At 28.0% G+C, this 17,540-nt stretch carries 22 protein-coding genes; 13 read left to right on the top strand and 9 right to left on the bottom strand.

The annotated features are described in order from the left end of the window. Position 1: 1 nt before the first annotated feature. From XJ44_RS08575 to XJ44_RS09390, 7 genes are all read left to right on the top strand, one after another. The gene (locus XJ44_RS08575; protein ID WP_233119546.1) at positions 2-1,345 is read left to right on the top strand and encodes a S41 family peptidase; all 1,344 of its coding nucleotides are present in this window, start codon (positions 2-4) and stop codon (positions 1,343-1,345) included. A gap of 51 nt (positions 1,346-1,396) precedes the next feature. Further along, positions 1,397-1,576, top strand: a complete 180-nt coding sequence (locus tag XJ44_RS08570) for a hypothetical protein (RefSeq protein ID WP_077198736.1) — start codon at positions 1,397-1,399, stop codon at positions 1,574-1,576. 96 nt (positions 1,577-1,672) lie between these two features. Continuing rightward, the gene (locus XJ44_RS08565; protein WP_077198735.1) at positions 1,673-1,888 is read left to right on the top strand and encodes a hypothetical protein; all 216 of its coding nucleotides are present in this window, start codon (positions 1,673-1,675) and stop codon (positions 1,886-1,888) included. Between the two features lie 360 nt (positions 1,889-2,248). After that, the gene (locus XJ44_RS08560; RefSeq protein ID WP_077198734.1) at positions 2,249-2,509 is read left to right on the top strand and encodes a hypothetical protein; all 261 of its coding nucleotides are present in this window, start codon (positions 2,249-2,251) and stop codon (positions 2,507-2,509) included. Beyond that, positions 2,442-2,693 (top strand): nucleotidyl transferase AbiEii/AbiGii toxin family protein, encoded by a 252-nt coding sequence (locus tag XJ44_RS09400; RefSeq protein ID WP_233119555.1) that lies wholly within the window; start codon positions 2,442-2,444, stop codon positions 2,691-2,693. The genes XJ44_RS08560 and XJ44_RS09400 overlap by 68 nt, the downstream gene beginning before the upstream one ends. Positions 2,694-2,785: 92 nt before the next feature. Next, positions 2,786-2,920, top strand: coding sequence for a hypothetical protein (locus XJ44_RS09395; RefSeq protein WP_233119553.1), 135 nt, complete (start codon positions 2,786-2,788; stop codon positions 2,918-2,920). After that, positions 2,863-3,048 (top strand): hypothetical protein, encoded by a 186-nt coding sequence (locus XJ44_RS09390; RefSeq protein ID WP_233119545.1) that lies wholly within the window; start codon positions 2,863-2,865, stop codon positions 3,046-3,048. Before XJ44_RS09395 ends, XJ44_RS09390 begins: the two co-directional genes overlap by 58 nt. A 214-nt stretch (positions 3,049-3,262) precedes the next feature. On the opposite strand, the gene XJ44_RS08550 is transcribed toward XJ44_RS09390, so the two are convergent. From XJ44_RS08550 to XJ44_RS08525, 6 genes are all read right to left on the bottom strand, one after another. Continuing rightward, positions 3,263-3,742 (bottom strand): hypothetical protein, encoded by a 480-nt coding sequence (locus XJ44_RS08550; protein WP_077198733.1) that lies wholly within the window; start codon positions 3,740-3,742, stop codon positions 3,263-3,265. 525 nt (positions 3,743-4,267) lie between these two features. Further along, a complete protein-coding gene (locus tag XJ44_RS08540) occupies positions 4,268-4,525 on the bottom strand; it encodes a hypothetical protein (protein ID WP_143609024.1) in 258 nt (85 codons plus the stop codon). Between the two features lie 48 nt (positions 4,526-4,573). Beyond that, a complete protein-coding gene (locus XJ44_RS09260) occupies positions 4,574-4,774 on the bottom strand; it encodes a hypothetical protein (protein ID WP_158071834.1) in 201 nt (66 codons plus the stop codon). A gap of 82 nt (positions 4,775-4,856) precedes the next feature. Further along, positions 4,857-5,360 (bottom strand): hypothetical protein, encoded by a 504-nt coding sequence (locus XJ44_RS08535; RefSeq protein ID WP_077198731.1) that lies wholly within the window; start codon positions 5,358-5,360, stop codon positions 4,857-4,859. Positions 5,361-5,414: 54 nt separating this feature from the next. After that, positions 5,415-5,708, bottom strand: a complete 294-nt coding sequence (locus XJ44_RS08530) for a hypothetical protein (RefSeq protein WP_077198730.1) — start codon at positions 5,706-5,708, stop codon at positions 5,415-5,417. Next, complete coding sequence (locus XJ44_RS08525) at positions 5,656-6,270, bottom strand: hypothetical protein (RefSeq protein WP_077198729.1); 615 nt, start codon at positions 6,268-6,270, stop codon at positions 5,656-5,658. The genes XJ44_RS08530 and XJ44_RS08525 overlap by 53 nt, the downstream gene beginning before the upstream one ends. Before the next feature lie 683 nt (positions 6,271-6,953). Between XJ44_RS08525 and XJ44_RS08520 the strand changes: the two genes are divergently transcribed. From XJ44_RS08520 to XJ44_RS08510, 3 genes are read left to right on the top strand one after another with little or no spacing between them, the layout of a single operon-like run. Then, positions 6,954-8,264 (top strand): radical SAM/SPASM domain-containing protein, encoded by a 1,311-nt coding sequence (locus tag XJ44_RS08520; RefSeq protein ID WP_077198728.1) that lies wholly within the window; start codon positions 6,954-6,956, stop codon positions 8,262-8,264. A 3-nt stretch (positions 8,265-8,267) separates the two neighbouring features. Beyond that, the gene (locus tag XJ44_RS08515) at positions 8,268-9,605 is read left to right on the top strand and encodes a S41 family peptidase (protein WP_077198727.1); all 1,338 of its coding nucleotides are present in this window, start codon (positions 8,268-8,270) and stop codon (positions 9,603-9,605) included. Further along, a complete protein-coding gene (locus XJ44_RS08510; protein WP_077198726.1) occupies positions 9,602-9,781 on the top strand; it encodes a hypothetical protein in 180 nt (59 codons plus the stop codon). Before XJ44_RS08515 ends, XJ44_RS08510 begins: the two co-directional genes overlap by 4 nt. A 202-nt stretch (positions 9,782-9,983) precedes the next feature. Here XJ44_RS08510 and XJ44_RS08505 read toward each other — a convergent pair whose 3' ends face one another. From XJ44_RS08505 to XJ44_RS08495, 3 genes are all read right to left on the bottom strand, one after another. After that, entirely contained in the window at positions 9,984-11,705 is a 1,722-nt protein-coding gene (locus XJ44_RS08505; RefSeq protein ID WP_077198725.1) for an ABC transporter ATP-binding protein, read from the bottom strand. Between the two features lie 233 nt (positions 11,706-11,938). Further along, positions 11,939-13,132, bottom strand: a complete 1,194-nt coding sequence (locus tag XJ44_RS08500) for a radical SAM protein (protein WP_077198724.1) — start codon at positions 13,130-13,132, stop codon at positions 11,939-11,941. 294 nt (positions 13,133-13,426) lie between these two features. After that, positions 13,427-13,654: a hypothetical protein gene (locus XJ44_RS08495; protein ID WP_075666545.1), complete on the bottom strand. Its 228-nt coding sequence runs from the start codon at positions 13,652-13,654 to the stop codon at positions 13,427-13,429. Between the two features lie 654 nt (positions 13,655-14,308). On the opposite strand from XJ44_RS08495, the gene XJ44_RS08490 reads away from it, so the two are divergent. The 3 genes from XJ44_RS08490 to XJ44_RS08480 all read left to right on the top strand — a co-directional run bounded on the left by XJ44_RS08490 (position 14,309) and on the right by XJ44_RS08480 (position 17,538). Next, positions 14,309-14,506 (top strand): hypothetical protein, encoded by a 198-nt coding sequence (locus XJ44_RS08490; RefSeq protein ID WP_077198723.1) that lies wholly within the window; start codon positions 14,309-14,311, stop codon positions 14,504-14,506. Positions 14,507-14,839: 333 nt separating this feature from the next. Next, positions 14,840-16,177 carry a radical SAM/SPASM domain-containing protein gene (locus XJ44_RS08485; RefSeq protein WP_077198722.1) on the top strand — a complete coding sequence of 446 codons (1,338 nt, stop codon included), beginning with the start codon at positions 14,840-14,842 and terminating at the stop codon, positions 16,175-16,177. After that, positions 16,174-17,538 carry a radical SAM/SPASM domain-containing protein gene (locus XJ44_RS08480; RefSeq protein ID WP_077198721.1) on the top strand — a complete coding sequence of 455 codons (1,365 nt, stop codon included), beginning with the start codon at positions 16,174-16,176 and terminating at the stop codon, positions 17,536-17,538. Before XJ44_RS08485 ends, XJ44_RS08480 begins: the two co-directional genes overlap by 4 nt. Positions 17,539-17,540 lie beyond the last annotated feature (2 nt).

The raw sequence follows: 17,540 nt of genomic DNA, 5'->3' as shown, positions 1-17,540 counted from the left end.
TATGAAAAAATCTTTGAAAGTGTTAATAGTTCTTTTTTTAACAAGTGTTGTTTTTATTTCCTCGATATTTGCAGCCAAAATTGAACCAGAAAAACTTCAAAGAGATTTTGAATTTATTATTGCCCTTCTAAAAGAAGCGTACATTGATCCAAATGGACTGGTTAAAAGCCCAGAATTTGCAGAGATCGTTGATGATGTAAGAAGAAAACTTAACAAACCTATGGATAGTTTTGAATTTTTTAAAGCGGTTTCTCCTATTTTCCATTACCTGAATGATTACCATTGTAGTATTGAACTTCCCATTTCGAATGATTCTCAAATCTTTCCAATGACTCTTTATGTTATAGATAATAATATCTACGTTGTTTTTTCATTGATCGAGAATATACCAATAAAATCAAAAGTTTTGGCGATTGATGGCATCCCATCAGCACAAATAATAAAGGAGTTTGAGCAGTACACCATTACAAAAGATAACTCTTCTCGGAAAGAACATGAAATTTCCCGATATATCAACTTGATACCGAGTTTTTGGAATAAAAAAAGTGCGGAAATAGAATTTGAATATAACGGCTCTATAAAAAGAAAAAATATAAAGGCTATAACAATGAAAGAATATAGAAGAAAAGTTCAAGAATCTAAGAAATCAAAATTACCCTACGAATTTGAAAGAAAAGGAAATATAGGGATATTAAGAATAGGGAGTTTTAGCATCAAAGGCAATTTATTTGTCGATTTCAGAGAATTTCTGAACACAGTTTTTAGAGAAAATAAAGACATGACAGATCTGGTTGTAGATATAAGAAGAAACTTCGGTGGTAAACCACAAAGCGTAATTGAAGTATTAGGCCATTTCGTAAATAAAGAACTTTCTGTGAAACGTAGAGTTAAAGTTAAAAACTCCAAGTACAACATACAAGCTTTGGCAGGAATAGGAGTTCGTTATGATACAAACACCGATGGAAGAGTAATTGAAACAACTTATTCGTGGATTATAACTCCAAGAAGTCCTGTATTTAATGGAAAAGTATGGGTACTTGTCGATAACGGTATAGCTTCAGCTGCAATAACTTTTGCCAGTATTGTTCAAAGTTATGGAATAGGAAGAATAATAGGAGAAAGACCAATTTATTCCTCACATTTTACAATGGGTGGTATTAATCATTATTTGCCAAATATGAAAATTTATGTTTACATTCCAGCTGCAATCACATCTTACTCCTCACCTAACAGAGTAATACCAGATTACGAACTTACAATGACAACGGAAGAGAGACTTGAGTGGTTGACAGGAGTTTCTGATCTTGTTCTTGAAAAAGTAATAAAAATAATTAAGAATAAATAATGTTTTGAATAATCAACATGAAAGAAGGGGATTAAGGAAAGGAGTGAAAAGTTGAAAATAAAATTGTTAAATACTGGACCTAAGAGCGAAGAACAAATAGAAGCTTGTCTTACACCCGGAGATGGAGACGGACTTTGTGGCGGTGAAGATACAGTTATATGCGATATGATATGTGAAATTCCTTGTATTTTTGATCTGTGCAGTTATGGTAATCCTCCAATTATGTATTAATTCTTGATGAAAAACCAAAATAAAAAACAACTCCCCTTCTTTCATGTTCCAAAACAAATATAAATTGTATAAATCATATAACGAAGTTTAGGTTTAATGAATCTGCAAACAATTAAGAAAGCTCTAAAAGTGATTTATGAAAAATGGCAATCAAATGTTGGAATCTCTTTTTTTGGCGGAGAACTACTCATCAATCTTGATGTTATCAAGAGAGTTGTAAATTTTGCAAAATTTATGACGAATCTAAAAAGTTTTCTTAACTATATTACCTTCCTTGAGCATTATTTACATTCTTTAAGAGAAAATTCGTAACAAAAATACCTCAAACACCACTTGCTGCTCCTACCTTCTGTTATTGTTATGTGAGAAACATCAATAATAGCATTAACATTGCAAGCATCAAAAATTTTCTATTGAGTTGATCCGATACGAAAAGACAGAATAATCAAGGAAAGCGGGAGCTGTTTCAAAAATAAAAATATAAACTTTTCTCATTTTTTGTCATTCTGAGCAATATGTGCGAAGAATCTTGAATGATATCTCCTCTTCCTGTCATTCTGAGGTGCGAAGCACCGAAGGGAACGTCATCCTGAGGAGCAAAGCGACGAAGGATCTTAATTGTTTGGATTTTTGAAACAGCACATGATATAATATTAATGGGAGATGATTAGTATGAATTTTGTGTGGGATAGTTGTAGAGGAAATGAGACTATAATAAGAAAAATGATATTTGGAGATATTGAAGATATAAAAGAGCTTTTAAAAGTATATGGAAAAAGCAACCTGAGAAAAGTTTTTTTGGATAATTTCCACAGGTTTCAGGGTAGGGATAAAAGCTATTGGCAGCTGATTTTGGAGGTTTCTGATGCACAAATTAATTTTAGAGAAAGAGAATGTTTTAGAAAAAATACTGGAATTAGACATTTTCCATGAGTTTTATCTTGCAGGTGGTACTTCTCTTCTTTTAAAATATAATCATAGACCACCCTTGGATTTCGATTTTTATCTTTTTCCAACCGAAAAATTCAAACTTGAACTATATGAAAAAGAGTTACTTAAGAACTTAAATTTGTGTATAGAGATACTCAAACTCTTATTTTTGTACTTAATGGGGTAAAGGTTTCTTTATTTGAGTATCCATATCCTCTTATAAAAGAAATTGAGAAAATAAAAAATGTACCAGTGGCAAGTGATGAAGATATAGCTTGTATGAAGGCAGATGCCATAAGTAAAAGAGGTCTAAAAAAAGATTTTTTTGACCTCTGGACATTGATAAAGATTCATAAATGGTGCATCAACAATTTGTTAGACATGATACAAAAAAATATCTTAAATACAATTTAGCAGTCTTTTTAAAATCACTTACGTATTTTGACGATGCTGAAAAAAATAAAGACTTTCAGAAAGTTGAAAATAGTTGGAACAAAATAAAAGACTTTTTTAGAAACTATGTAAAAATGTATAAATTCTAAATAAATCGATGGGTAAATTTACCTATTGTGGATTTAGTAATATTTTTCCAATGCACTTTTAGATACTTGTATTTTAATTTTTTTGTGTGAGATCCATAAACAGTTATTCAAAGTCTTTATTGGATTTGTTGTGTATATTAAATTTCTTCTTTTTCTTTGAACATATCAAGTTTTTCTTTGAAAAAGCTTACTTTCTTATATTTTTACAAAACTTTCAAAAGTAACGTCTTTTTTTATTTTTCATCATAACAAAAATTATATTCTTTTTATTCAGCGGATGTACTAATACAAGTATTAGTAAATATATTATTATCCATTTTAGCCCTTTGTTAAGTACATCCCTGTTTCCGTAAAATATGTAAAGTATCACAGACCATAGCACTGTCGTTATACAAATGTATTCGATGAAAATTGCAAATATCCAACCAGCTCCCCTACTTCTATTCATTTTTTCATTCTTGAAGATAACCTCTATGCCAGTAGCTAAGTAAATTAACATTATAGTCCAAACAATTTTTATCCACAAAGGAGCATTTCCATCAGGAGATGCGGTAGGTAAATTTGCTTTTTCAATTATCAAATACATATCAAACAGAGAAAGAATTACTGCAAAAATAGATGTACCTTTGAAATTCAAACATTTTTCAACAAACCAAATAGAAGGTTTGAAAAGCAAATTATTTTCCATGCGCATAATCTACCGCCTTCGTCACAAAACTTTCTAAACGATCGTCAAGCATTAGTTTTCGCACTATCCCTCCAATACACTATTTCCTAAATAAAATCCTTTTTTTGTTTAATGGATGAATTAGTATAACAATTGCCATGAAAAGAAAGTATATTATGACTCTATATACAACATCTCCCTTACCTGCAAAGAGAAAGAGCTGAATATTTGTGAAATTTGGAATCTCATATATAAAAATCACGGAGAAAAATATGGCTCTTTTTTTACTAATATTCTTTTTCTCTATGTAAATATCCATCGGATAACCGATGTACAATATCCAAATAATAATAAGCAGGATTTTTTGATAAATATTCAAATGTGGTATATCATATCCGAAAATAGGGTACATGTTAGTGAATTTATAAAGGTAAATAACATCAAACAATGTAAACAATAAGTATGTCCATATTTTGTTTTCTACATCGATAAAAGTATCGAAGAAAAATCTTGCGTGATTTAATACAAGTCTAAGAATTTTCCTCAACCATATCACCTTCCATGAGCATAGTCTACAGCTTTTAGGAGAAAGTTCGTGATGCCAATACCTGAAGCGCCACTTGCCGCTCCTATTGCAAACTTAGTTATTGTTTTAGTTGCAGACAGTCCACCAGTTGCCACAGTCAAAATACCAGATAGCCCAATCTGAAATAGAGGACTCTGCACTACTTTCCTATCCGCCTGCCAAGCTTTGGTGGTTATTTCATCGATTTTTCTTGCTACTTCTTTGTTGTAGTATCCATCATGCATTCTTCCAGTGCCATCGTTCGCTGTTAATGAATAAGGTCTTACCATAATTCAACACCCCCCATATGTGTTTTTAATAATTTCAATATTTTCAGACCACAATCTTTCTCCACAACTATAAAGTTCTAAATATTTTTTCCCTACTATTTTTCTTCCATCAAATTTTAGGTAAAATACCATTTCTCCACTTTTTTCTATCAAGCTGAATATCCTTATATAAATTTTTTCAACGTCTTCTTTATCCCTTAGCACTATAATATTGGTAATTCACGTGATTTGAACATATCAAGTTTTTCTTCGAAAAAGCCTACTTTCTTATATTTTTACAAAACTTTCAAAAGTAACGTCTTTTTTTATTTTTCATCATAACAAAAATTATATTCTTTTTATTCAGCGGATGTACTAATACAAGTATTAGTAAATATATTATTATCCATTTTAGCCCTTTGTTAAGTACATCCCTGGTTCCGCAAAATATGTAAAGTATCACAGACCATAGCACCATTGTTATGTTAACATATTCAAAGTAAAATGACACCCACCAACCTTTAACTTTGACTTTACTAATCTTTTCTCTCTTGCAAGTTTTAAATATTATGTTTGAGAGAAAATTCAATATTGCTATTGATGGGAAACTTAATATTACTATCCAGTAAAGCTTGAACCACCAACGAAAATCTCCTGTATCAGATAAAGGTGGAATGTTTGCTTTTGAAAGCAATAAATACATATCAAATATAGAAAGAATAATTGCAAAAATTGGTATGATATTTATTTCTACGTATTCTTTAATAAGCCAAGTTTTTAATTTAATGAATATATTATTTTTTGTATCCATAATCACCCACCTTTGTGATAAATACTATATAAAGTTTTATGTTTTGTAAAGTTACTATCGCCCATGTGCATAATCTACCGCTTTAAGAATAAAATTTTTAATACCAATTGAAGCAGCTCCACTAGCAGCTCCCGTTACAAATCTCCCCAGCATAGAAGTAGGTCCGCCTGCTAAAGCTATAATACCAGCTAATCCAATTTCAAATAATGGACTTTGCACTACTTTTCTATCTGCCTGCCAAGCTTTGGTGGTTATTTCATCGATTTTTCTTGCTACTTCTTTGTTGTAGTATCCATCATGCATTCTTCCAGTACCATCGTTCGCTGTTAATGAATAAGGTCTTACCATAATTCACCCCCCCATATGTGTTTTTAATAATTTCAATATTTTCAGACCACAATCTTTCTCCACAACTATAAAGTTCTAAATATTTTTTCCCTACTATTTTTCTTCCATCAAATTTTAGGTAAAATACCATTTCTCCACTTTTTTCTATCAAGCTGAATATCCTTATATAAATTTTTTCAACGTCTTCTTTATCCCTTAGCACTATAATAAAAGAACGAAATTCTTCAGGTACAAGTTTAACGTAAAATTTGACTTTTATTTCAACTTCAGTATTTACATGTGAAACATAAAAGATTTTAGATACGTTTTTACCATTTTTATTTGTTATTAGAGAACTTAGAATCTCTACTTTTTGGTTTATTTTATTAAAAGGATCACACACAAACTTTTCTCTAACTTTTACAATTTTATGTTTTTCAAGTTGCACAGGCAAGTACACATTATACTCGGGTAAATCAACGACGTAATACGACTTAAATTTTGTGAAATTTGTACTTTCATGTGTGATTTTAAGATTTTTATCCAAAAAAACAAAAGACGCATCCTTGAAAATTTCATTCATAATATATCGTTCCTTTTGATATTTTTTTCACTAACGAAAAATATTTTTTTAAACAAATTACAATTCTATTTTATAAGATATATAAGCGCCTATCAAACTCTAAAAATTTTCATATAGTGCGTTTTTTTTTTTTTTAAATGTAATTATAGCAAAAATACTTGAAATTTTAAAATGTTTCTTATTATTTTGCATAATTATTACGAATAATTTGATTTATGCTTTATAATATAATATCTAAAATAAGAAGGTTTTATTATTAACATTGCACAAGACCATAAAAATGTGTTGTTATTTGTTAATTTCCCTATTTCTGACAAAAATATTTTTTCATTTGTTTATTATAAAATTTAACTTTTACGACTCTTGTGTTGGCATTTGTAACGAAGGCTGTAAAAAAGGCATTAGTGGAATTGGTTATTTCCTTGGCTTTATAAGGAAAATAAATAAAACAATTTTTTAAACTATAAAAATAGTTTTAGTACATAAAAAATGCTTTACATTATTCGTTAATATATTTTAAATAAATTAGAAATATTTTAAAATAAAAAGCATTTTGCAAATAATTATGGTTAAAAAAAAAAAAAAAAAACTTATAATTGAAATTTTTCGAGGTTGTTATATTTTCATGTGATTTATATAATAAATTGTAGAAGTGGAATAAATTAATAAGGAAGAGTGAAAATATGGAGTTCAAACTTATAAATCATTTTGGAAAATATCTTCTTTTTCTGCCAGAAAACTTATTACTACTTGAAATTGATGAAGAAATTAGCCATCAAATAAAAGATAACGATTTTTTACCACCAAATATAGTTAGTGTAGTTAAACCGTTTATAGATAATAAGATATGCAGCTTTAATAGTATTAATTTTAAACCACAGTTATTAGTGTTAACAGTTTCACATATGTGTAATCTTAAATGCGTTTATTGCTATGCAGAAGAAGGAACTTATCATTCTAAAGGTTTAATGAATCTGGAAACAGCTAAGAAAGCTATAGAAATGTTTTATGAAAAAGGGCAATCAAACGTTGGAATCTCTTTTTTTGGAGGAGAACCGCTCATTAATTTTAGTGTTATCAAGAAAGTTGTAAATTTTGCAAACAGTTATTTAGGAAAAAATATTAGATTTGCTATAACAACGAATGGCACTATCATTACACCGGAAATAGCTACGTTTTTTAGAAAAAATAACTTTTCAATTACATTAAGTCTGGATGGAAACCAAAAATTGAACGATAAATTGAGACTAAAAAAGAACAAGAAAGGAACCTATGAAGATATTATAAAAGCAATTGAAATTTTACATTCGTCATATAAAAACGACATATTTAAAAAAATATTGCTTCGGGCCACTTTAACATCAAAAAATGATGATTTTACTAACTTAATGGAGTTTTTTTCTACGTTAACAATTCCATTTACTGTTTTCTTAGTTTCAACAAATGATAATAAATTAAAACCGAGAATAGATGAACTGTTAAATAGCATAGATATTTATACAGATAAAATGATAAAACTTTTAAAAGAAAGAAATTTTGATAAATTTCAAAAAAAGTTACCAAATATAATCTGGATGTTTTTAAAAATTTTACATACTAGGCAAAAAAGGTATTACCCATGTGGAGCAGGTAGAAAAGTTGTAGTAGTGAATCCTAAAGGAGATGTTTATGTTTGTCATAGGTTTGATGGAACTTTTACTGGCAAAGTTGGGAACGTGTTAAAAGACAATAAAATAAAGATTTTTAAAATTATTGAAGAAACAATCATGGAAAAAATTAAAAAGGTAGATATTTTAAAAGAATGTCAAAGTTGCTTTGCAAGATATATTTGTGGAGGTCAATGTTATTACGAATCTGGAATAATTGATAAAAAGAATTATAAATTAAACAAAGATTATTGTAGGTTTGTTCGAAAACTTGTTGAAACATCTATTGCCTTATACTCATACATTCCCGAAAAGCTGAAAAAAATTCTAATTCAAAGGAGAAGATAATTTATGAAAAATATACAAAAATGGATTTCAATCTTATTATTACTGTTTGCTATGATAAGTTTTAATCAACAATTATTTTCTCCTGAAGAATTACAAAAAGATTTTGAAATTTATATAAACTACATACTAAAATCAGGGATTGATCCATTTGAATTTGTATCTCAGGAAAAGTTTTATTCAGAAGTTAACAGAATAAAGGGACAACTTAACAAGCCTATGACAAAAGGCGAGTTTTTTAAAACTGTTGCTCCTATAATACATATTTTTAGCGATGGACATTATGGGGTATTTTTCAATATTACACCAGATATATTAGTAATGCCATTTGAACCAGTGGTGGTAGGTAATAGATTATTTGTGAAAAATTCACTTGTGACTGAGTTAGAAAATAAGGTAGAGATCTTGAAAATCGATGATAGGAATGTAGAAGAAATAATTAATGATTTGAAACTGTTTTTACCAAAAATTTCCTCAGATGTACTTTTCAAACATTTGGAGGATTTAATTAAACTCTTTCCAGAAATTGAAGATAAAAATAATTTCAAAGTGTTGATAAAAACCAATGATATAAAAAAAGTAATAAAAGTAAATGCCATTAAATTTGAAGAGGCAATTAAAAAGAAAAAAGAATTATATCCAGAGGAATGGAAAAAAAGAAAATTATCGTTTGAAAGAAGAAGAGATATTGGAATATTAAAAATAAGTACGTTTATGTATAGTTATAGATGGTTAACATATTACAAAGAATTTTTGAACAAAACATTCAGTGAAAATGAAGACTTATCAGATTTAATAATAGATTTAAGAGGAAATTCTGGGGGATTTTTAGACAATGTGTGGGAGCTTTTCAAATATTTAACCCAAAATCCTTTACAAATATACTTAGTAGGGTACACCTGCAAGAATATACCGTTAAGTAACGGAAAAATAAAAAGAACCTTAGAAAAATACGAATTAAATCCAAAAATACTTCCTGCAAGACACAATTTCAACGGAAAGATATGGCTTCTTGTAAATAATAGAATGTTTTCAGCGGCAGTTGTAGCTACATACTTTTTTAAAAAGCTAAACGTAGGAAAAATAATAGGCAAAAGACCAAGGGAACCTGTTAATTCTCTTGGTGCTGCACTGGGAAAATATATTTTACCAAATACGAAAATATTAGTACTTATACCAGGTGGATATTACAAAGTTACAGACAACCCAAAAATAGAGGTGGATTATGAAAAAGAATTAACCGAAGAGGAAGAAATAGATTATTTGCTTGGAGAAAATGATGTAATGTTAGATTATGCTTTTGAAATTATAAATAAAAACACAAAAGGAGGAGGGGAAAAATGATGAAAGTAAAAATACTAAATCCCATAATACCACCAGAAGATTTGGAAACGGAAAATGGCTGTGAAATGATTGCACAATTATGCGAAGGAGGAAGTGGACCATGTGGGCCAGCACCCGGTGGGTGTTTCTTTGATTTACCTATTGAATGTACTTGGGACAACCCAAATGTTCCTTAGTATCTTTTATAAAGCTGGAGTTACAACTATGTTATATTTATATTATTACTAATCAATTTACGCAAGGAGTTTATTTTCATTTGGTAAAATCAAAAAATAGTTTATAAAATGTATCCGCTATTAAATAATAATGTAAGTAAGATGATAAATATAAAAATAGTTGTTTTTAATATTTTTTTGATATTTTACAATTCAATTATTTTTAACCAATAAGTTGAGCTTGAATGATTTGTTTATACTTTGAGCATTTATTAAGTAGTTCCTCATGAGTTCCATCACATATAAATTGTCCATTTTCTATGATAAATATTTTCCCTGCTTTTTTAATTGTGGATAATCTATGGGAAACAATTACTATTGTCATATCAAGTTTGAAAAGATTTTCAAATATTTCTTCTTCAGTTTTAGAATCTATTCCAGATGTTGCTTCATCAAGTACAAGAACTTGTGGTTTTCTAATTATTGCCCTTGCTATCGCTATTCTTTGTCTTTGACCATCTGATAACTTTTTCCCACGTTCTCCAATCAATGTTTTATATCCATTTTCAAGTTCATTTACAAACTTATCCACGCGTGCTATTTTCACTGCTTTTATGAACTCTTCTTCACTAAAATTACCATCAAGTATTATATTCTCTTTTACACTCATGTTAAAAAGAAAATCGTTTTGTTTTACTACTATAATATTCTTTCTGAGAGATTCAAGTGTATACCTTTTTATATCTTTTTTATTTATTAATATACTCCCATTAGTTGGTTCATAAAATCTTGTCATAAGACTTAACATCGTACTTTTTCCACTACCACTTAAACCAGCAATGGCAACTCGTTCACCCGATGTTACTTTAAAATTCAATTTTTTTAACACATAATTGCTGTTATATGAGAAGTCAACTCCTTTAAATTCGATCTCATCTACATTTTTAATTGTTTCTTTTCCGCTTGTTTCTTCTTTCATTTCGTATACTTCTTTTATTCTTTTAAAAACTGGTGTTGAACTTTGAAGTGAAACAAAGAAGTGACTTAAAACTCTTATTGGTTCATAAATCCAGTTCATGAAACTATAAAAACCTACCAAAGTACCAAGAGTTATATTTCCTTTCATAACTAGATATCCACCAAAACTTAATACTATTATTGGACATATATCTTTTATAAACACTAAAAAATCTTCTATTGATTGCATAAACAAATTATATTTATTACTTATTTTTACCCAATCGTCTATTTTCTCTTTTAAGCTGCTTACAAAATAATCAAATTTACCAAAGCGTTTTATGGTTAATGCTCCTTCTATTCTTTCACGTATTCCTTCTATAACCTCACTATTCTTTTCGCGTTCCAACTTAGAAAAATTTTTTAAAAGCCTGTTAAAACTATTGATAGATAGGTTATAAAAAGGTATAGTTGCAAATACAACTATTGCAAGTTGCCAGCTCAAATAAATAAGTATTCCACTAAAAACAACCAGTGATATGACATTTAAAACAATACCTGGCATAGCTGTACTTACTACCTGAGAAAAAACAGGAATATCTGAAGTTGCTCTTGAAAGTATATCACCTGTATTATTTCCAGAGATAGTTCGAACTGGTAAGCGAAGAATTTTTTTAACAAAACTTGTTTGTTCATCTCTAACTATTAGATTTCCACATTTTCTAAAATTATAATTCACAATAACTGAAAGAAATCTCTCCGCTCCTTTTACAAAAATGAATAATAATACAAATAATGGAAGTTTTGAAAAATACGCATTTTGGATTATATTATCAAACAAAAATCTGACAAGAAACGGACTAATTGAACCAACAATAAGTAAAATCGGAGCTAATATAAAAATAGTTTTTTGATAACTTACATACTTCTTTGTGTAATCTAAAAGTTCTTTCACTTCTTTATTTGATAAAATCGAAAAAAGTTTCATTGTATTCCTCCTTATTTTTTAATTTTCTATCATTCTGTTGATATTGAGTAATACATTTTGTTGTTAATTTATACTTAAAAATAAACGTTCAGTCAACGTTTTTACAATTTCACAGTTATTATGTGGAATAGATGCATCGGATGATTTTTCAAAATAATATTGCTTAAAAACGCAACCTTCACAAAAAAAAGTTAAAAAACACTCTTTGCAATTTTTGTCAAGAAGTTTTGAGTTTAAAATTTTATATTTACTTTCCATTTTTTTAGATTTTCTTTTATTTTTTTTATTGGAGCTTGAATACTACCAAAAGCAAATTTGGAATCTCCAACAACTAATTGACAAGGATATATATCGCCAGAAGCTGATATAGCAACACTGGATATTCCAGCATTACAATAATATTCTGTAGGTTTGGAATTGATCAAAATACTTATATATTCTTTCAGTTTATATTCCAAATCATAAGGTCTTTCTAATATTTTTTCTATTTCCTTTAAAGTATTATCATTTTCTATAATTAAATTCTCATCGCAGCTCATTACAGGTCTAATTAAAATATCTTCAATATCAAATTCATTCTTAAAAAATTCTTTTAAATCTTCGTGACTAATTCCAAATATTAAATGTTGCTTTGTATAAGTAACTTCTATTGCTTTTGGTTGATTTATTTCTTTTAAAATATTAAGATTTTCAACTATCCTATCATATGATGGTAATCCTTTTTTAAAAGGTCGTAATAGATTCTGTATCTTTTTTGGACCATCAAAGCTCACAATTATTTCATAATTAAAATGATTATTTTTCTTAAGTAATAATATCAATTTCTCAACTACTTTTTTTGAAACTCCCAGCCCAGTTATTATATTAATTTTCGGCATATAAATTATTTGTTGTCTCATTATTTTTTTATTTAAAATTTCGATTGTCTTACATATTCCTTCTATGTTTACTAATGGTTCTCCACCAAAAAATTGAATAGTTTCAATTTTGTCATAGAGTGAATAAAATACGTTAATCGATTTTTCTAAAATATCCAAACTCATTATTTCTGATTTTCCATATGTTCCTCCTTTCCCATAACAATAAACACATTCTAGCGGACATTCTTGCGCAATAAAAAGTGCTAATCTTTCTAATTTTTTTGTTTTTTTATCTTTTTGACTGTTATATTGAACAAGCTTTTTAATTTCTTCAATTGTATTTTTTAAATCTTTCAGCTCAAAATCCTTTTTTTTAAATTTTTCTCTTAGTTGTGCTTCATTTTTGTTTAAGAGTTCTTTGAAAAATTGAAAATTTTGTTTATCTAGAACATATAATGTTAGAGTAGGTTTATGTAATAATAAACCTTTATCATTTTTACGATAAAAAAGCTTAAAATTACTTTTTATGTTTTCCAAATGTTTAAAAATGAATTCAAGCTCTTTCATTATTTCACCCCTATATATTGGCTAAAATTCTGAATAAAAGTAGTCCCTCACAAATTTTAAGAATTACTATTTATAAACGTCCTCCACCTTGTTTAATAAGGTGGAGGACAATTTTAAAGTTATGGTGTTAGTTTGCCTTCTTTACAACTACCACAAAGAAAATAACCCGTACATCCTGCATTCAAAACTTTATCAAAATTTTTTGAAGAAATAACAACTTTTTTCATGTTATCCCCTCCTTTTCTTTTAAGATAATCCCGGCCCGGGATTCATGATGTATTTTAAATTATATTATTAGTTGTTATAAAATCTTTGTTTTACTATAGTAAACGGATCACATATAAACTTTCCATTAAGATTTCTAATTTTGTGCTTTTCAAGTTGCACAGGTAAGTACACATTATACTCGGGTAAATCAACGACGTAATACGACTTAAATTTTGTAAAATTTGTACTTTCATGTGTGATTTTAAGATTTTTATCCAAAAAAACAAAAGACGCATCCTTGAAAATTTCATTCATAATATATCGTTCCTTTTGATATTTTTTTCACTAACGAAAAATATTTTTTTAAACAAATTACAATTCTATTTTATAAGATATATAAGCGCCTATCAAACTCTAAAAATTTTCATATAGTGCGTTTTTTTTTTTTTTTTTAAATGTAATTATAGCAAAAATACTTGAAATTTTAAAATGTTTCTTATTATTTTGCATAATTATTACGAATAATTTGATTTATGCTTTATAATATAATATCTAAAATAAGAAGGTTTTATTATTAACATTGCACAAGACCATAAAAATGTGTTGTTATTTGTTAATTTTCCTATTTCTAACAAAAATATTTTTTCATTTGTTTATTATAAAATTTAACTTTTACAATTTAGGAAATTTTTTTGATAAGCATAGCAATTAAATATTTTTCCTAACCCAATATTTTTATATATTTTTTAACATATTTTTATTTGATTTATCAGTATAGGAACTACAAAACTATATGTAGTAATGCTAATTAAATGTACATATGTTTTACTAAACTATAGTTATATAGATGATGTTAATATATAAAAACATAAAATTATTATACTTGTAATTTAAACGTAGATTTTGTATAATTTTACTGAAATATTCAAAAAATTAATCAAAAACTTTATTAAAAAGGGAGGGAATTATATGGAATTTTTAAACAAGCCGGTTGTAAACGATAAAGCATATCTTTCCTTTTGTGATGGAGAAAGAGGACTTTGTGGAGATGTTAAAAATTGCGACGGTTGTGCAAACAAAGAGGAATGTTCACCAAATGTTTCTTGTAATGAAGGCTGTAAAAAAAGGCATTGGTGGAATTGGTTATTTCCTTGGCTTTATGAGTAAGATAATCGAACAATAAATTTTAAATCATAAAACTTTAATACGTAAATATACATTATTCGTTAATATATTTTAAATAAATTAGAAATATTTTAAAATAAAAAGCATTTTGTAAATAATTATGGTTAAAAAAAAAAAAAAAAAAAACTTATAATTGAAATTTTTCGAGGTTGTTATATTTTCATGTGATTTATATAATACATTATAGAATCCAAATTGTGATTGTCGAAATGAGGGTTGCTATAATTGTTTATGTGAATGTTTGGTATGTTTTGAACCAAATCCAAATTGTGATAATTGCGTAGCATCAATTTAAATACTCAAGGGGGAAGTATAATGAATAAATACAAAAAATCTAAATATAATGTGTCTTTTGAGGAAGATAATAAAGTAATATTTGTGAATTATTTAACGCGTGCAATTGCAACTGTGGATAAAGAAAAAGCAGAAATGATAAAGGAGATTCTAAGAGAGCCAAATAGAGAATGGAAGGAAGAGTATAAAAAATTAAAAGATGATTTAATTTATGGTGGATACCTTGTTAACAAATACTTTGATGAACTTCAACATTTAAAAATGTTAAATTATATATCAAGATATGATACAAGTAGCCCAGTATTTACCATATTATCAACGTTGCAATGTAACTTTGACTGTGTTTATTGTTATGAATCCAAAGAAGGACCTTCCATGACGCAAGAAACTGCCCAGGAAATATCCGATTATTTATGTGAAATTGCAACGAAAAAAAGAAAGATAAGTATAGGATGGTTTGGTGGAGAACCGTTAGTAAATTTTGATGTTATAAAACTTATTAATAGAAATGTGATTGAAACATGTGATAAATATCACACAGATTTTGTTTCATCTATATCTACGAATGGGTATTTACTTGATGAAGATAAAGCTAAATATTTTGATGAACTTGATATAAAAAATGTTCAGATAACATTTGATGGACCTCCCCAATATCACAACAAATACAGACCTTTAAAAGGGGGGAAAGGAACATTTGAGACCATTTATAACAATACAAAAAGATTGTTAGAAATGACCAAAGAAACTCACATTTCGTTAAGGGTAAACGTTGGCGTGGAAAATTATGACAAAATTCCAGAACTTCTCGAAATGTTTGATGATTTTCCAAAAGAAAGGATACGAATTTATTTTAGATGGATTTTCCAAGCAAGTGAAGATAATAGGGAATTTTACGCAAAACTTCATGAATTTAAAGGATTAAATTCATTCAAAAAAATCTCGAAATTTTATATAGAAGCTGCAAAAAAAGGATTTAAAGTATTTTTCCCAATACTTACTCAAAATAGATATTGCGAGTATGATAGCGTATCATCCACTGTGATAGGTCCTAAAGGAGAAATATATCCGTGTACAGTTGCAATAGCAAAGGGAGCAGTATTTGGAAAAGTAACAAAAAATGGCATTGAATATGAAAAAGAAAAGTATTTATACTGGCATAAACCAGATGCCTTTGAGGATGAAGAATGTAAAAATTGCAAAATTCTTCCAATTTGTATGGGAGGATGCAGAAATGCAAGATTACAAGGAAGCAAAGGATGTCCCGAAGAAAAACGTGATGTTGAACACTTTGCAAAGGTTTGGTACTTTACCAAAACTCTCGAAAATAAGTGTAAAATTTGTGAGGTGGAAAAGTGAAACTTTCGAAATACAATATATTAATAGAAAAAGGAAAGTACTTGATCCTTTTTAATACAATCTCAAATGCGATGCTTTACGTTGAACAATCTAAAAAAAATAAAATAAAAAAGATGTGTGAAAGTAAAAAAGTTAAAATAGGTGAATTTGAGCCAGATGAAATAGAAATTTTAAAAAAAGGATTTTTTATTCTTGACGATGATTTTGATGAAGTTGAATATTTAAAACTTAGGTTTAATGCATACAGATACAGTGATAGATATTTAAGGTATACAATAGTGCTAACTGAAAAGTGTAATTTTAACTGTGTATACTGTTATCAACAGCAAATACAATCTGTTAGTGGTAAGATGGCTTCTGAAATTCAGGAAGAGCAAATAATTCAATTAATAGAAGAAACAAAAAGAAGATTTGAGAGCCAAAAACCAAAAGTTTTGAGTGTTACATTTTATGGAGGAGAACCGTTATTATCGTTGGAAAAGTTAATTTTTATAAGTGAAAAATTTAGAGAGTTAAGTAAAAAATATCAAGTTGAGTACAGACCATTCATAGTAACAAATGGTTATTTGTTAAACAAAATAACAGTGGAAAAATTAATAAAGGTTGGTATAAGATCCGTTATCATAACGATAGATGGTACAGAAGAAATTCACGATAAGTATAGAAGACTTTTAAATGGTGGCCCAACTTTTTCGAAATTGATTGAGAATATAGAAAAAATACACAAGGATATGCAAGTACAATTAAGGATAAATATTTCTAAAGAGAGCGTTAATTCTGTAAAAAAGTTAATAAGCTTTATATCTGAGAAGAGATTAAATGTAACCTTTGATTTTCAAATGATAGAAGTTGTTAAAGAATTTTCTAATAAATTTGAAGATACACCACTAACACTCAAAGAATTTTCGAAAATAGAGGTAGAACTTTACAAAGAAATTCTTAAATATTCACCCGAATATTCATTTAATCCATTTAAAAATCTAAAATTTGCACGTTGTGATGCTTTGTGTTTAAACAGTTTTGTAATTGATGTGGATGGAACTATTCACAAATGTTGGGGAGAAGTTGGAAATAAAGTGACTATTGCTGGAAAATTAACAAATGAAGGTATAAAATTGAATCAAAAGTATACCAAGTGGTTGGTTTATGAACCATATGAAGATAAAGAATGTCAAAGTTGTATAGTATTTCCAGCTTGTATGGGAGGGTGTACGTTTAATGCCGTTGTTGTAGATAAACTTCACGGGTCTCCAGTTAAAAAACCATACAGGTGTATATCTATGAAATATAATATAAAGGATATTATTGAGGTTGTGGCAAATCAACAATTAAAATTGAGAACTTACTCAAACCGTGTTTAAAA

The organism is Thermosipho affectus (assembly GCF_001990485.1).
GTDB lineage: Bacteria > Thermotogota > Thermotogae > Thermotogales > Fervidobacteriaceae > Thermosipho > Thermosipho affectus.
This window is presented reverse-complemented; position numbering and strand designations above follow the sequence as displayed.

Excerpts from the sequence above, each read along its gene's own strand:
- XJ44_RS08575 (WP_233119546.1), top strand. The coding sequence starts at position 2 with ATGAAAAAATCTTTGAAAGTGTTAATAGTTCTTTTTTTAACAAGTGTT.
- XJ44_RS08565 (WP_077198735.1), top strand. The coding sequence starts at position 1,673 with ATGAATCTGCAAACAATTAAGAAAGCTCTAAAAGTGATTTATGAAAAA.
- XJ44_RS08560 (WP_077198734.1), top strand. The coding sequence starts at position 2,249 with ATGAATTTTGTGTGGGATAGTTGTAGAGGAAATGAGACTATAATAAGA.
- XJ44_RS09400 (WP_233119555.1), top strand. The coding sequence starts at position 2,442 with ATGCACAAATTAATTTTAGAGAAAGAGAATGTTTTAGAAAAAATACTG.
- XJ44_RS09395 (WP_233119553.1), top strand. The coding sequence starts at position 2,786 with ATGAAGGCAGATGCCATAAGTAAAAGAGGTCTAAAAAAAGATTTTTTT.
- XJ44_RS09390 (WP_233119545.1), top strand. The coding sequence starts at position 2,863 with ATGGTGCATCAACAATTTGTTAGACATGATACAAAAAAATATCTTAAA.
- XJ44_RS08550 (WP_077198733.1), bottom strand. The coding sequence starts at position 3,742 with ATGCGCATGGAAAATAATTTGCTTTTCAAACCTTCTATTTGGTTTGTT.
- XJ44_RS08540 (WP_143609024.1), bottom strand. The coding sequence starts at position 4,525 with ATGCATGATGGATACTACAACAAAGAAGTAGCAAGAAAAATCGATGAA.
- XJ44_RS08535 (WP_077198731.1), bottom strand. The coding sequence starts at position 5,360 with ATGGATACAAAAAATAATATATTCATTAAATTAAAAACTTGGCTTATT.
- XJ44_RS08530 (WP_077198730.1), bottom strand. The coding sequence starts at position 5,708 with ATGGTAAGACCTTATTCATTAACAGCGAACGATGGTACTGGAAGAATG.
- XJ44_RS08525 (WP_077198729.1), bottom strand. The coding sequence starts at position 6,270 with ATGAATGAAATTTTCAAGGATGCGTCTTTTGTTTTTTTGGATAAAAAT.
- XJ44_RS08520 (WP_077198728.1), top strand. The coding sequence starts at position 6,954 with ATGGAGTTCAAACTTATAAATCATTTTGGAAAATATCTTCTTTTTCTG.
- XJ44_RS08515 (WP_077198727.1), top strand. The coding sequence starts at position 8,268 with ATGAAAAATATACAAAAATGGATTTCAATCTTATTATTACTGTTTGCT.
- XJ44_RS08510 (WP_077198726.1), top strand. The coding sequence starts at position 9,602 with ATGATGAAAGTAAAAATACTAAATCCCATAATACCACCAGAAGATTTG.
- XJ44_RS08505 (WP_077198725.1), bottom strand. The coding sequence starts at position 11,705 with ATGAAACTTTTTTCGATTTTATCAAATAAAGAAGTGAAAGAACTTTTA.
- XJ44_RS08500 (WP_077198724.1), bottom strand. The coding sequence starts at position 13,132 with ATGAAAGAGCTTGAATTCATTTTTAAACATTTGGAAAACATAAAAAGT.
- XJ44_RS08495 (WP_075666545.1), bottom strand. The coding sequence starts at position 13,654 with ATGAATGAAATTTTCAAGGATGCGTCTTTTGTTTTTTTGGATAAAAAT.
- XJ44_RS08490 (WP_077198723.1), top strand. The coding sequence starts at position 14,309 with ATGGAATTTTTAAACAAGCCGGTTGTAAACGATAAAGCATATCTTTCC.
- XJ44_RS08485 (WP_077198722.1), top strand. The coding sequence starts at position 14,840 with ATGAATAAATACAAAAAATCTAAATATAATGTGTCTTTTGAGGAAGAT.